The organism is Paenibacillus sp. FSL W8-0187, from assembly GCF_037969755.1.
Taxonomy (GTDB): Bacteria; Bacillota; Bacilli; order Paenibacillales; family Paenibacillaceae; genus Paenibacillus_AQ.
Genome location: NZ_CP150206.1, coordinates 3,318,015 through 3,331,084, shown reverse-complemented (window position 1 = coordinate 3,331,084; position 13,070 = coordinate 3,318,015). Strand labels below are relative to the sequence as shown.

General features: G+C 47.0%; 14 protein-coding genes. 2 read left to right on the top strand and 12 right to left on the bottom strand.

Annotated elements, in window-relative coordinates; all coding sequences use genetic code 11:
• Nucleotides 1-173: 173 nt before the first annotated feature.
• Together MKY48_RS15040 and MKY48_RS15035 are read right to left on the bottom strand one after the other, a co-directional pair.
• On the bottom strand, nt 174-1,079 hold the full coding sequence (locus MKY48_RS15040) for a DMT family transporter (RefSeq protein WP_339272969.1): 906 nt from the start codon (nt 1,077-1,079) through the stop codon (nt 174-176).
• A gap of 149 nt (nt 1,080-1,228) precedes the next feature.
• Entirely contained in the window at nt 1,229-2,035 is an 807-nt protein-coding gene (locus MKY48_RS15035) for a helix-turn-helix domain-containing protein (protein ID WP_339272967.1), read from the bottom strand.
• A 133-nt stretch (nt 2,036-2,168) separates the two neighbouring features.
• On the opposite strand from MKY48_RS15035, the gene MKY48_RS15030 reads away from it, so the two are divergent.
• Nucleotides 2,169-2,975 (top strand): phytanoyl-CoA dioxygenase family protein, encoded by an 807-nt coding sequence (locus MKY48_RS15030; protein WP_339272965.1) that lies wholly within the window; start codon nt 2,169-2,171, stop codon nt 2,973-2,975.
• A 51-nt stretch (nt 2,976-3,026) separates the two neighbouring features.
• Here the strand turns inward: MKY48_RS15030 and MKY48_RS15025 are convergent, their stop codons facing one another.
• The 3 genes from MKY48_RS15025 to MKY48_RS15015 all read right to left on the bottom strand — a co-directional run bounded on the left by MKY48_RS15025 (nt 3,027) and on the right by MKY48_RS15015 (nt 4,938).
• Nucleotides 3,027-3,566 (bottom strand): GrpB family protein, encoded by a 540-nt coding sequence (locus MKY48_RS15025; protein WP_339272964.1) that lies wholly within the window; start codon nt 3,564-3,566, stop codon nt 3,027-3,029.
• 169 nt (nt 3,567-3,735) lie between these two features.
• A complete protein-coding gene (locus MKY48_RS15020) occupies nt 3,736-3,858 on the bottom strand; it encodes an alcohol dehydrogenase catalytic domain-containing protein (protein ID WP_339272962.1) in 123 nt (40 codons plus the stop codon).
• 237 nt (nt 3,859-4,095) lie between these two features.
• Nucleotides 4,096-4,938, bottom strand: coding sequence for a hypothetical protein (locus tag MKY48_RS15015; RefSeq protein ID WP_339272960.1), 843 nt, complete (start codon nt 4,936-4,938; stop codon nt 4,096-4,098).
• Between the two features lie 208 nt (nt 4,939-5,146).
• On the opposite strand from MKY48_RS15015, the gene MKY48_RS15010 reads away from it, so the two are divergent.
• Nucleotides 5,147-5,554 carry a hypothetical protein gene (locus tag MKY48_RS15010; RefSeq protein ID WP_339272959.1) on the top strand — a complete coding sequence of 136 codons (408 nt, stop codon included), beginning with the start codon at nt 5,147-5,149 and terminating at the stop codon, nt 5,552-5,554.
• 195 nt (nt 5,555-5,749) lie between these two features.
• Here the strand turns inward: MKY48_RS15010 and MKY48_RS15005 are convergent, their stop codons facing one another.
• From MKY48_RS15005 to MKY48_RS14975, 7 genes are all read right to left on the bottom strand, one after another.
• A complete protein-coding gene (locus MKY48_RS15005; protein ID WP_339272957.1) occupies nt 5,750-6,874 on the bottom strand; it encodes an endospore germination permease in 1,125 nt (374 codons plus the stop codon).
• 17 nt (nt 6,875-6,891) lie between these two features.
• Complete coding sequence (locus MKY48_RS15000) at nt 6,892-7,131, bottom strand: hypothetical protein (RefSeq protein WP_339272956.1); 240 nt, start codon at nt 7,129-7,131, stop codon at nt 6,892-6,894.
• A gap of 9 nt (nt 7,132-7,140) precedes the next feature.
• Entirely contained in the window at nt 7,141-8,346 is a 1,206-nt protein-coding gene (locus MKY48_RS14995; protein WP_339272955.1) for a Ger(x)C family spore germination protein, read from the bottom strand.
• A 37-nt stretch (nt 8,347-8,383) separates the two neighbouring features.
• Nucleotides 8,384-9,979: a spore germination protein gene (locus tag MKY48_RS14990; protein ID WP_339272954.1), complete on the bottom strand. Its 1,596-nt coding sequence runs from the start codon at nt 9,977-9,979 to the stop codon at nt 8,384-8,386.
• A gap of 184 nt (nt 9,980-10,163) precedes the next feature.
• A complete protein-coding gene (locus tag MKY48_RS14985) occupies nt 10,164-10,679 on the bottom strand; it encodes a DUF3189 family protein (protein WP_339272952.1) in 516 nt (171 codons plus the stop codon).
• A gap of 242 nt (nt 10,680-10,921) precedes the next feature.
• Complete coding sequence (gene tnpA / locus MKY48_RS14980) at nt 10,922-11,395, bottom strand: IS200/IS605 family transposase (RefSeq protein ID WP_339291822.1); 474 nt, start codon at nt 11,393-11,395, stop codon at nt 10,922-10,924.
• A 205-nt stretch (nt 11,396-11,600) separates the two neighbouring features.
• The gene (locus MKY48_RS14975) at nt 11,601-12,683 is read right to left on the bottom strand and encodes a Gfo/Idh/MocA family oxidoreductase (protein WP_339272951.1); all 1,083 of its coding nucleotides are present in this window, start codon (nt 12,681-12,683) and stop codon (nt 11,601-11,603) included.
• Between the last annotated feature and the right edge of the window lie 387 nt (nt 12,684-13,070).

Genomic DNA, 13,070 nt, shown 5'->3' with positions numbered 1-13,070 from the left:
AGATTCGTATCACTCGCGGCATCATTCCCTCTTTTGGAAGCACTTTATGAATTTCCTCAGTTTGCGTGCATAGCGAAATTCCTGAATAACTTGATTGCTTCATATAAAGTACAGCAAGAGGATAAAAAAATAAAAGACTGCCTCTCAGCAGTCCTTCTTGTTACTAATGAATGCTACTTAGGTACAGCAGCCAAACTCTCTTTTGATGTTCGTCCGCCACGATTTGTGATAAATACACCGGATAAAATGAGAATCAAGCCGATAATTAGGCTCCATCCAATCGGTTCATCCAGCAGCGTATATCCCCAGATCATCGCCGTTGCAGGAACGAGATAGGTAACGGATGTGGCAAACTCCGGGCTCCCTTTTAAAACCATATAATTGAACAGAATATACGCCACGCCAGAACCAAAGATGCCAAGGCCAACAAGAGAACCTATATTGGCTGGCTCTACGATCTTCGAAAGATCAATCTTTTCCGTAGTAAAAGCAATGATACCGCTCCCTACCATCGCCCCAAGCAGCGTTCCGAATGTTAGCTGATACATCGTCAGTCCGCCCAGTAAACGCTTGGATAATTGTGAACCAACGGCATAACACAAGGTAGCACCTATCATCACTGCGAAGCCAATGAAATCGACAGTAATAAATGATCCGGGGCGAATGCCGAGCAGAATGACCAGACCGACAAGCGCGACCCCCATGCCCATCCATTGAATCCTCCTAAACACGGAGCCGAAGAACACTAAACCAACGAGCATGGTCCATATCGGCGTTGTTGCATTTAATACCGAAGCCATGCTGCTCGCCAACCTGGTTTCGCTAAACCCGATTAAGGTCCATGGCAGTGCCATATTGATCATCGCAATCACGACGGTCGGCAGCCAACGAATTTCACGCAGGGCAAACGGCTTCCGCATGATGAGCATGACAATCGTAATGAAGAGAAATCCAAAGGTCGACCGCAGGAAGGCGATTCCCCAAGGGCCGAAATCGTGCAGCAGATTTTTAATGAAAAAGAACGAACCTCCCCATATGAGACTTAGGAGGATGAGTGCAATATATAAGGATCGTGCCAACTTAATACCTTCTTTCTATATGAGGGACATCCTTATAATTTAACATCTCATCAGGGAAGTTGTACAGAGCCATACTACACGGCGCCATTGCAGGCAGCTTCTTCTCTTAGCATGATTCCATGCATAATACATAAAAAGCCTGGCAGCATTCATGTAGGCTTACACGCCTGGCGATACTGCCTCGGTGAAACACCGTACTGTTTGCGAAACTGATCGGCAAAATGATTGTAACTGTTAAACCCGACATCCTGCGCGGCTTCGTTCGCCGTACGGCCGGAGTGGATCATCAATAAGGCGGCATGGCGAACCCTCATTTGATTCAGATGCTCCACGATGGTGTACCCCGTTTCTTGCTTAAACAAGTGGGCCAGCCTTGACCCCGATATTCCGATTTCTCGCGATATGGCGTCAATTCGAATATCTTCTTTTAACGAACGGGACAACAGGCCGAGTGTTTGTTCGACCCTTGGATCAAATCTTTTGTTCGTGCGCTGTGCAAGCAGAAGTAAAATCTCGCGCAGCGCGTTCTCGCATAGTGCCTCCCACAGGTCTAACCGGTCCAGCGAATCTTGCAGCACATTCCGAAACGCTAACTCGACACGCCTCCGAGCACGTTCATCGGGAAGCGTTTCGATCAGAAACTCCTCATGACGCAGCATCCTGTTTTCCGGAAGCCCGGGATAATGAATCCATAGGAAGTTCCAGCGCTTCCCTTGGACTGTCCCATACTCATGAGCGACGTTGGCGCGCAGCAGCCCGAGCTGCCCGGGCCCGCAGCGTTTCTCTCCGGCAGGCGTCCGGACATAGCCCTCTCCATGCAGCGTGTAGACAAGCAGCCAGTCCTGCATCCCGTGAGGACGACGCAGGCGATAAGCATCGTCTTGATCGAAATGGTCGCCGAATATGGTTCCGGTACTTTCTAAGGATATGCCTTCCCGTCCGTCAGGCGTCTGCACAAGCCTCTCCTCCTCTGTCCTCGAATAGCAGAATTCCGGTAATAATAAGCAGATATCATACTTCCTCTCAAGATAAGCAGGCCTTATTCTATTGTCAACAGGAAGAAATAATAATCTTACGGGAGGAATTTCTATGCGTGAGAGGTTAAACGTATTGACGGTAGAGCAGCTGCACAAGTTCGAAACGGAGGGATATTTAATTGTAAAAGGGCTCTTCCGCCAGGAAGAGCTGTCGGAAATCGAAGCGACGTTCGAGGTGATCAGCCACACTACTATTCCCGGCCACTTTGAGCCGGTGTTAGATGATGAAGATGTCGAACCGCTGAAGCGTTATCCTCGTGTGATGCATCCGCACCGCTTTAATGCAACCGCGAAAAAATACATGCTGCATAAGCCCGTTATGGAGGTGCTAGCCGATTTGTATGGCGAACCGGCACTCGCGGCTCAAAGTATGTTCTATTACAAACCCCCGGGTTCCCGCGGTCAGGCGCTGCACCAGGACAACTTCTACCTGCAGGTCGAGCCGGGCAACTGTATCGCGGCATGGACCGCAATCGATCCGGCTGATGAGCAGAACGGCGGGTTGCTCGTTGTTCCGAAAACAAGTGATTATGAACTGGTGTGCCCGGAGAAAGCCGATTCGAACGAGTCATTTACCACTCACTTCGTGAAGCCGCCCAAGGATAAAAAGGTCCTTCCCGCCATCATGGACAAAGGCGATGTGCTGTTCTTTAACGGCAACCTGATCCACGGCTCTTACCGCAACAAATCCAACCGTTTCCGTAGGGCCTTCATCTGCCACTACGCGAACGCGTCGGCTGCCAAGATCGGTGCATTCTATCGGCCGCTGTTCCGGGAAGACGGTACGGAGATCAATCTCGATATCAATCCGAATGGCGGTCCGTGCGGCGTCGAATTTGAAACGCCTTATCCCCATTGATTTCATTGACCAGCGCACATCATGATGGCGCTGGTCGAGCTGTTTTTAATCCTAATCTTCCCACACATTTTGCAGCGGAAGGCCCAGCTCACTTCGGGCCGCATCCACAACCATCTGAATAAAAGCGGTTTTCTCCATCGTGTAGGCTTCCATGGAATTTGCGTTCTGGGCAGCCACCCTTTTTACTTCGCCGTACTGCGTTACAAGCTCTGGATGACTACGCAAATAATCTCGCAGCAAAATTTCATTTCTCGTATGGAACAAATCATCATACATCATAAGGTGGACATTATGGGTCCACTTTCCTTCCGTACGCATTGCAAATAAATATCTCCCCTGCATTCCGGTTTGAATATGCGGATAGATGACCGGATCGAACCGTGATTCGTAATAGGCGACCGGCCGCAGCGGCGTCAAGCCGACAAAGATGTCGATCACCGGCTTGGATGCCTGCCCGGGAATCGCGGTACTCCCCACATGCTCGATTGCTACCGCTTCGGTACCAAGTCTCGTAAGCAACGCTTCTTTTTCGGATTCAAAAGTTTCCGCCCAGCTTTGCTCATATTCTACAATGGTGATGGTATCCTCCATCACGCTCACCTCACTTTGCTTTTATTAACCTAAGTGGTTTATATAAAAAATGTAAGATTTAATTATATATAAAAAAACAGGCTGATTGGATGATATATCTATTTTTCATTAAATTCGGCTGATTCATTAGGATAAGTGCATATCAACTAAAATTTTGCATTATTTTCGATCATTGGCCCGCGAACCCGCCAGAAATGGAATAACCGTAACCGCCGCTGTTCGAGTACAGGTTCGCCATACCTCTTCGGCAATTGGAGCAGTGGCCGCAAGCTATGAGTGGTTCAACGGCCACCTGATCACCGGGCTCCCTTTGCTGTTCACGATGAATGCAAACCGTTCAAGACAAGACAAATACTATGCTCGGCTGCCTGCGTGGCATTGTCCTCCGTAGGGGGCAAATCGCTGAACACCAGCGTCTACACCTTTGGATCAGCCGCTCGTTATTACCAATTTAGAAGACCAAATTTCCAATAGATATAGCCGCGGCCTTCGCCGCAGCAATGATCCTCGCCTCCGTATGCAGCTCATATTATCTCGCTCTTCTAGTCTTTATCCATTGAGTGATTCGCCTAGTTCTTCCGATCATCTTAGGGAGCAGCATCAATGCGACGATACAAGAAATGATCAAATACATGGTCTGGACTCCCTTTTCTTCCGACAGCATCTGTTCAACACTCGTACCGATCAGCAGAACAGGCTGCTTCGTATCGTCCCCCGGTAAGATGAAGGCTTCCAGCTGGCCTTTGTTAGCCCGGCCAATTACCGTCACCCAATCTCCGGGGGAGACGGCATAATAACCGTAAGCCGTGCCCTTGGGGCTTTCCATCAGCAGTGGACGGGATGAATTTCCTTGGTAAATCAGGGATAATTGTTTTGGTTCAACCGTCGCAAAATTCAGCGGAAGCCAGTCCGTGTAGAACCTGAACCGTTCCGCCTGAACCGTTACTCCGTTTAACTCTGAACTTCCCCATAATCGGTGGCTTCCGTTATCATCCAGCTTGTATTCGCAACCGCCCTTGCCGCATTCCCAGCGGAACGGCTCTTTCTGGAGCAGAGCGTAACGATCCTGAAGCTTGCCTTCGTCCGTGTATGCCGCTTCTCCTCCTGCCTGACCTTCGAGCCGTACATAGCCAGTCGTTTCGGATGTCAACTGATGGACCGGCTGAGCTTTGAATATAATAGCCGTGAGCCGGGCGGAATCCCAATACATTAGAAATGATCCGAGCAGGATGATCCATCCGATCGCTTCCACAATCCGGAACCAGAACCGATCGAAGCGGGTGTCTTCGGATCCTTTGCGGTGTCTTCTCCTATTCTGCTTATATGTATACATACCTGTACGACAGGGTTTATTTTTACGTTGCTTGGCCACGGGTTTATCTCCTCCCCTTGTTAACGATGTCAGAGATGACAATGTTCATATACGACTGCAAGGGACGCGGGGTTTCAGTCGGCATCAGTTCTTGAGAGGATGTGAGATATCCACTAGGCTATCTCGTTTGAATTGTGTATGTATTGTGTTGACAATGTGTTAACATTTTGAATACAATAAATTCACTACGTTAAGGAGGCTTTTGCCAATGGATACCAATCTGCACATCCGTCTATCCAAAGACCTCAAGGAGAGCTTTCAAGAGATTGCGAAGGACAATAACACAGACCCTTCTTCTCTTGTTCGCGACTGGATCGGCAATTATGTAGCTGAGCATCGAGGAACAGATGAAGATACAGCTGCCGAGTTATATTTGGCAGGATACGAATTACAGCAAGCACTTGGAGGAAGAGAACATGTCAGCAAGGAATTCGCCAAACAATTGCAGGAGCAATCCTTGACGAACCAGAAGGAGTTCACACAATTAATCTTGACTACCTATATGGATCTGGATCTTACGATTCCTTCGTGTTTATCCAAGACTTATAAAGGTTACGCTTATTCACAGATGTTTTTGTTGGGCTTGATCGGTGATAAACCTAAGGATTTGGCATAAAGCACGATAGCCGTTCTTTAATGAAGTCTTAGTGACTTCATATATTACCAGCGCATCAGAAACATCCAGCCTTTCCAGCCAGCTCAACATAAAAAACCGTCTACAAGTAGACGGATCGAACAAGAACTCCAAGCTATATCCTTTTCAATTACCATTACAGTGGATTATCAAGTAACCCACTTGTCCTCCAACCGTTCAGCCGGATTTCGAGGACTTTTTTGTTTTTTTGGACCGCATTTTCCGGATCCCGTGCATGCAGAACAACAGCAGCGGGAATATAAATCCGATCGTAATTGTATAGGGTATCCAAGTCTTTGTATCCCATTCTACCTTGAATGGAACATTGGGATATATGAAGACGGAAACCGCAGCCAAAATCCAGCCTAGCGGCACGACCAGCGGCTGATAATTTTTGATATTAAATATCTGGCTTACGCCGATCGCAATGGCATAAAAATACAAGGAGATACGGAAAAATAAAGTGATAAACCACATCACCGCCATGACTGCTTCAATACGCTGAAGAAAATTGCCGATATTGATTTTTTTGGCCAGCATATAGCTGGGATACAGATTTCGTGCCGTAATGTCCGGACCCAAGACCAATATCGCTAATCCAATAATCGTAAAAAGCACCCCCGCACCGAATAGGCTTCCGATATATACGGCCTTGTAAGCCTCTGCCGGTCGGTTAACAGCCCCCGGATAGATGATCATCAACACGATGTGCGGCAAAAACGCAGTACTAACAAAAGAGATTGCGGCCTGGAGGATAGGGTGGGCCCCCGATTCGAAAACGGGAAGTGCATTCTCCCATTTAATCTCCGACAATAATAAAATGCTCATGGACAGAAACAGAAGAAGAAACCATGGAAACAGCATCTCCGCTGATCTGGCCAGCACTTCCAGCCCTAACCGCACCCCCAAGACAACAAGGGCCCCGAAGAGGAAAATGATCGCCTGAACCGGGGTTTCGGGCAGCATTTGGATGGTCATGAAGTCGCTAATTTCGTGTAACACTGAAGCGGGACCACTTAGGAGCAATGTAATTAAAAACAGAAAGTTTACCGTTTTGCCTATCCATTTTCCTAAAAGTTTCTCGGACAATTGCATCAAATTGGTTTCCGGATACTTTTTAGACAATTGCAGCTGCACCGCCAAGATGATGAATCCGAGACCGATCCCAACCAAAGCGGCTATCCAAGCATCTTGCTTAGCAATGTTAGCCGTACCCGAAGGAACGATAAGAATAGCGCTTCCGATCGTATACATAGCGGTTAAAATGCTGACCTGGCGCAACGAAATTTTGACTACGGGCATCTTTCCTGCTCCTTTTCTTAGTGGGTCAAACCGATGATAGAAAGCCAATCACTGAACGGCTTGAATACGATGGTTATCATAATCAGAGGAGTTGGAATATCGTTCATGACCGTTTGGGCCACACTAATTCCAATGCCAACGATCATGAATACCGTAAACCCCCAGATTTCCCTAATTTCTTTTTCCCGGAGCATCCTCGGCAGCTCCAGCCAGGTTAAGATGGTGGCTGAAATTGCAATAATCGCGATATTCAGCATCAATTCGCCTCATTCCTTTAGATCATTTAGAAAAGAATCATTGGTTGTTCCGGTTCGCCGTATTTTGTAATCCACTTGAATATGGGTCTCGAGGTTCGGAAAATATCGGTCGTTCCATGCGTCCTCCATTTCTTTCCATGCCTTCGGATGCGAACGGCGAAAAGCCTCCCCGAATCCGAATATGTCGACTTTAAACTCAGTTTGCACTTTATTGATAACGGACTCCAAGCCTTGGGTTATTTTTTCTTCCATTTCGACTTCGAGATCCTTCACGGTCGCAGGTTGAGACAGATCCAAGCCGCTGCACTCCACTGCACCAATATTTCCCTCCAAATTAATTCGGATATCCATTGCAGGACGGGATTCGATGATTTTCCCCTTCAACTTGGCATCGGTCCTCAGCGTCTCCACGATAACCTTTCCGTCATTCCGACAGGGAACAAAAGCTACAGAGCTTTTCACGTGCCCCCTTATGAGTCGATAACCTCTGCTATCCTTCTCGTTTAACCAGCCAATCAGTTTGTCAAATTTGAAAACGGCAAGCCCCGAATATTTCAATTGACTCGGTGTATCGATATTTTCTACGTTTTTCTTCGTTTTTCCAAGATCCCGATTCCCTGTTATCACCAGTCCTGTAAGCACGGGGTGTTTCCCGTTGCTGGTAATATCACTTATCAATTGATCCAGTGTCACAGCCATGCTGGGTGACCAAACCTTCTCCGAGATTTGCAGGGAATCGTAAAGTTTATTGGCAGGAACTGTTTCCATGGACGTCATGATTTTCAAAGTTTCCTCCGCCGTTGCTCCTTTGGTAATAACCAGGTAGAAATCGGGTCGGAATTCGTGATCCCTGGACAGAAGGTCCAGAACTTTGGCTATCCCTTCCCTTGCCATCGCCTCATCCATCAGAAACATCCGTAAATGGGAAAAATAAATTTTTCGCGGGCTAATCTGGGTTATTCTCCTGGCCGCCTCAAATATGGTATCGCCTTCAGCCGTAAAAAGTGTAGCAGGCGCTTGGGGACTTCCGCTTCTTTTGGCGGTAATCTGCCCGGGAATAGCGACTTGGACCGATAAACGGTAGCGGCCGTCCACCCAATCAACCCCTGCGGCTACCGCTATGGCCAATTCGTTCAATTCTCTGCGGTTCCAGCAACCGCTTAAAAGAAGAGTGATGACGATATGTAGGAGAATCAACGCCAATATCCGTTTCATCCAATGTTCACTCGCTTTCCCGCTGGTGTGCATTCATCTATTCCCGCGATTTTTGGGGAGGTGTGCTTGTTTTGCGCTTTTCGTTGTTCTGATTGATCAGTCGGGGACGGTTCATCAGCATCCATTGTGGCAGCCGCAATATCGTATCTTTTTGCCCTTCCGGAATTAACGGCGCGAAAGGCGACATATACGGGATTCCGAACGAGCGGAGGCTGCACAAATGCAGAATAAGAGCGATAATCCCGACAAGGATGCCGAACAGGCCGAATGATCCGGCAAGCGCCATTAACGGAAATCGAAGCATCCGAAAAGCAATGGACATATTGAAAGATGGAACGACAAAGCTGGAAATGGCCGTTATCGCAACCACGATGACCATGGCGGGAGAGATGATCCCCGCTTCGACGGCGGCTTGCCCTATGACCAACGTTCCTACGATGGAAATAGCGGATCCGATATTTTTGGGAAGCCGCACGCCTGCTTCCCGCAGAATCTCGAAGGTGACCTCCATGAGGACGGCCTCGACGAAGGCGGGAAACGGAATTTGCTCACGTTGTCCAGCCAGCCCGAACAGGAGCTGGGTCGGCAGCATTTCGTGATGAAACGTGGTTATGGCTACATAGAGGGAAGGCCCAAGCAACGAAATGAATATGCTCAGGTAGCGCAGCATCCGCAGGAATGAACTGATATCCGCGCGCTGATAGTAATCTTCCGCAGCATGCAAGAAAGACACAAATAGGGCCGGAACGATCAGAACAAATGGGGTGCCATCTACGATAATAGCGATTTTGCCTTCAAGCAGCTCGGACGCGACCACATCGGGACGTTCGGTATTATAAATCGTGGGAAATGGAGTCAAGGTCTTATCCTGCACCAATTCCTCGATATATCCGCTCTCCAAAATGCTGTCCACATCGATTCGTTCAAGCCGGGTTCGGACTTCCCCGACGATCTTCTCGTTGGCAATGCCATCGATGTACATCATGGCGACGTCCGTTTGCGTAATTCGGCCGATCTGCTTCGTTTCCATCCACAGATGAGGATCCTTGATCTTTCGACGAATCAAAGCCGTATTCGTTCGAAGCGACTCCGTAAAGGATTCGCGTGGACCGCGGACGACATTTTCCGCCGACGTTTCCATGACCCCGCGGTCCTTCCATCCACGTGTACCTGCTGCGATGCCTCGGTCCAATCCATCTACCAGAAAAATGGTGTCCCCCGACAATAAGGAATGGAACAACTTTTTATAATCATAAATGGACTGAATCTCATTATTGATAAAGGAAATGTTTTCTAATATCTTTTGCCCATCGAATGGCTTCGGATGTTCCGTATCTTCCCTCACCAGGGATTTAGCAGTGTCAGCTACGACCATCATGATGGATTCCGAAATGATCTTTTGGTCGGCCAAGCCGTCCGTATAGAGGATAGCGATATAGTGTTTCTCCTCTTCATCCAGCGGAATTTCCCTGATCACGATATCAGTACTGTTGCCGAGGGCTGCTCTGATATGGTTTAGACTACTTTTTATATCCGGACTTAAAGCATCGGGATCTGTTGTCGAAGTATTAGCTGGTAGGGTATCTTTGGTTCTATTTTTGATGGAATGGCCGCTTCTTCTTCGATACCGCATGGGAATATCCTTCCTCTCACAGATGCTATTCCCACATTATTACCGAAGAAAACCAGCTGTAAACTTCATACACTTCAGCTCTTTATACCAGAAAACGCTGAGGCCTATTTGGCTCATCAAAAAAAGAAGATAAACCTGTGAAATCCGGGATTATCTTCTCATATGGATTTTAGACTTCGAATAACTATGAAGAATAATTTTTGTTCTCAATCACGATTACGGACTCCGTACCGGACCTGGCGGCTGCGGTCTGTTTGGTATGTAGAACAAGTTCACGGATAATACCGCAGCATTTCTTTGCACCTGCCACTAATAGCGGATCGCCGACAAAACCCAATTTTAATCCTCTGGACAAAAATCCCCCGATCGTCATGACCAATGGAACAGTAGGCGAAGTGTTGGAAAACACAATAGGTTCCGTGTTCTGATATTTGTCTTGAAGAATGAGGCTTAAATTTTTTAAAGCTGGAATGACTAGCTTAGATGAGCCCCGTCCAATGGTGTACACCGGATTCCCATTCTCATCCAGTCCGTGGAAAACGAGTTTGCCCATGTCGGACCTATTTAGTTTATTGAAATAGTCAACGGCCAGAATTTCCTCGGTTGTAAGCTGCCGATTCGTAGGTAATTTATTGAGATGGTACGCTGCTGCCAGTGAGGTCGTATGCGTTCCACCGTAATCATTATAAATAAATATCATTTCATCAACCCGCCTTCATTATGTAATGAGCTTATTATTCCCCATTAATCTATATCCATTCCTCCCCATCACATATTTTGCTAGATTAAGCATGTACCGAAAATCATGACCACCCGTCCAACGGGTGGTTTGCACTTGGGGTATAACCCCCTGTTGCCAAACTGCGCCTAAAGACGCTAGCCTGACAATAAATTGTTCAGGCTCAGTGTAATTTGTCTCTTTCACTTACCAGTTAAACTGGTTTACTTTTTCTTGCTACTGTTTCTGCTAAATGGATCTTCATACTCTTTCACACTCAGTTTGTCCACTGCCTGGTCATGTGCTTCTTGTTCACGAATATATTTAGCGACGGTTGCCTCATTTAAGCCTACTGTACTGACGTAGTATCCTTCCGCCCAAAATTTTCGATTGCCATATTTATACTTCAAATTTGCATGTCGCTCGAATATCATCAGTGCACTTTTCCCCTTCAGGTATCCCATAAATGAAGATACTGAGATTTTTGGGGGAATTGCTACTAACATATGAACATGATCGGGCATCATGTGACCTTCGATTATCTCCACACCCTTGTATTTACATAAACGTTTGAAGATTTCGATCAAGTCTTTCCTCACTTGATTATAGATCTCTTTCCGTCTATACTTCGGGGTGAACACAATGTGGTATTTGCACATCCACTTCGTGTGAGCTAGACTATAGTTCTTGTTTGCCATCTAAGACCATTCCTTTCAATTTGAGCCTGAACATCTCAATTCTATCGGGATGGTCTTGTTGGTCAAACCCTTGATCCCTCCACCCGCATAGCGGGTGGTTTTTTGTTTCGCGCGTTTCACGCACTCAACTGGCTAAAGCCTAAATAAAAAAAAGCCCTGATCATCAGGGCTTTTTTGCATTATGAATTATGATATGGATATAAACTTAGTCCAAGTAAACGGCTTTGCCGAGTTTGGCGGATTCGTATAGAGCTTCCAAAATCCGAGACACAACATAAGCTTGTTCTGGGGTTACGACAGGATCCTTATCCTGATCAATCGCCTCGATCCATCTTCTCATCTCAACATCCGGAGCCTGCTCCTGCTTCCCGTCATAGAACGCCACTCCGCCGGAATTCAATTCGATTTCGTTAGTGTACAGACGACTGAACTTCTCGCCGTTGATGCGAAGACCGTTCTTCATATCGGCTCCACCTTCCGAACCACTCAGCGTACATTTGGCTTCATCGATATCCAGCGTATTGAGCGCCCAGCTGGATTCCAGCATAATGGTCGCGCCATTCTCCATCACAATCATGCCGAAAGCGGAATCTTCGACAGTGAATTTTTCCGGATCCCATGGTCCCCAAGCGTTTGCCGCGTTCTCCTTGCGGGACAACTCATGGTATGTGGTACCGAGAACAATCTTCGGTTTGTAATTATCCATCATCCAGAGGGTCAAATCGAGAGCATGCGTACCGATATCGATAAGCGGACCACCGCCTTGTTTTTCCTCATCCAAAAATACGCCCCAAGTCGGAACAGCTCTTCTTCGTACGGCATGAGCTTTGGCAAAATAAATATTTCCGAGTTCACCGGCTTCGCATACTTGTTTCAGGTAAAGACTGTCTTGGCGGAAACGGTTATTGTATCCGATTGTCAATTTCTTGCCGGTGCGTTTCGCGGTTTCCATCATCCGCTTGGCATCCGCAGCCGTTTTTGCCATCGGTTTTTCACACATAACATGCTTACCTGCTTCAAGCGAAGCAATGGAAATCTCGGCATGCGAGTCATTAGGCGTCAGAACATGAATGATATCGATGCTTTGATCCTGCAGCAACTCCTTATAGTCGCCGTACACTTTAGCTTCCTCAATACCGTACTTGCTAGCCGCGGCTTCTGCCTTTTCTAGGACGATATCGCAGAATGCCACGAGCTCCACGTTGTTTAATCTGCTTAAGCTCGGCAGATGCTTCCCGTTTGCGATTCCGCCACAGCCGATAATTCCAATACGATAAACTTTAGACATAAATCATCACCATCACTTTTCATTAATTTTTTATAACTTCAAATATAAAGTCCTGCCTATCCATAACGCCATAAAGAGCAGGCGGGCTTATATGTATGTAATTCTGCCACAACATCTCTTGGGTCTCTGGATATAAACTTAGCTGCCATGACATCCACATATAAGGTATCACATCTTACTCATTTTTTTAGTCCAACTATGCGACAAATCATATATAAAATTACGACATTAATCTGAATTGCAAAGAACCGCACAGAATTTACTCTGCAGTTTAATAAAGAAGTACGTATCAAGCAGCTGGAATTTCCATGCTGGAGAAACGAGCCGGCACTTCCCCAACATGTACTGGTCTATGCGACAAGCCGGAATGTTTAAAGTTCCCGTATA

Coding starts and splice junctions, on each gene's coding strand:
- MKY48_RS15030 (WP_339272965.1), top strand. CDS start 2,169: ATGCGTGAGAGGTTAAACGTATTGACGGTAGAGCAGCTGCACAAGTTC.
- MKY48_RS15025 (WP_339272964.1), bottom strand. CDS start 3,566: ATGGAGGATACCATCACCATTGTAGAATATGAGCAAAGCTGGGCGGAA.
- MKY48_RS15010 (WP_339272959.1), top strand. CDS start 5,147: ATGGATACCAATCTGCACATCCGTCTATCCAAAGACCTCAAGGAGAGC.
- MKY48_RS15005 (WP_339272957.1), bottom strand. CDS start 6,874: ATGCCCGTAGTCAAAATTTCGTTGCGCCAGGTCAGCATTTTAACCGCT.
- MKY48_RS15000 (WP_339272956.1), bottom strand. CDS start 7,131: ATGCTGAATATCGCGATTATTGCAATTTCAGCCACCATCTTAACCTGG.
- MKY48_RS14995 (WP_339272955.1), bottom strand. CDS start 8,346: ATGAAACGGATATTGGCGTTGATTCTCCTACATATCGTCATCACTCTT.
- MKY48_RS14990 (WP_339272954.1), bottom strand. CDS start 9,979: ATGCGGTATCGAAGAAGAAGCGGCCATTCCATCAAAAATAGAACCAAA.
- MKY48_RS14985 (WP_339272952.1), bottom strand. CDS start 10,679: ATGATATTTATTTATAATGATTACGGTGGAACGCATACGACCTCACTG.
- tnpA (WP_339291822.1), bottom strand. CDS start 11,395: ATGGCAAACAAGAACTATAGTCTAGCTCACACGAAGTGGATGTGCAAA.
- MKY48_RS14975 (WP_339272951.1), bottom strand. CDS start 12,683: ATGTCTAAAGTTTATCGTATTGGAATTATCGGCTGTGGCGGAATCGCA.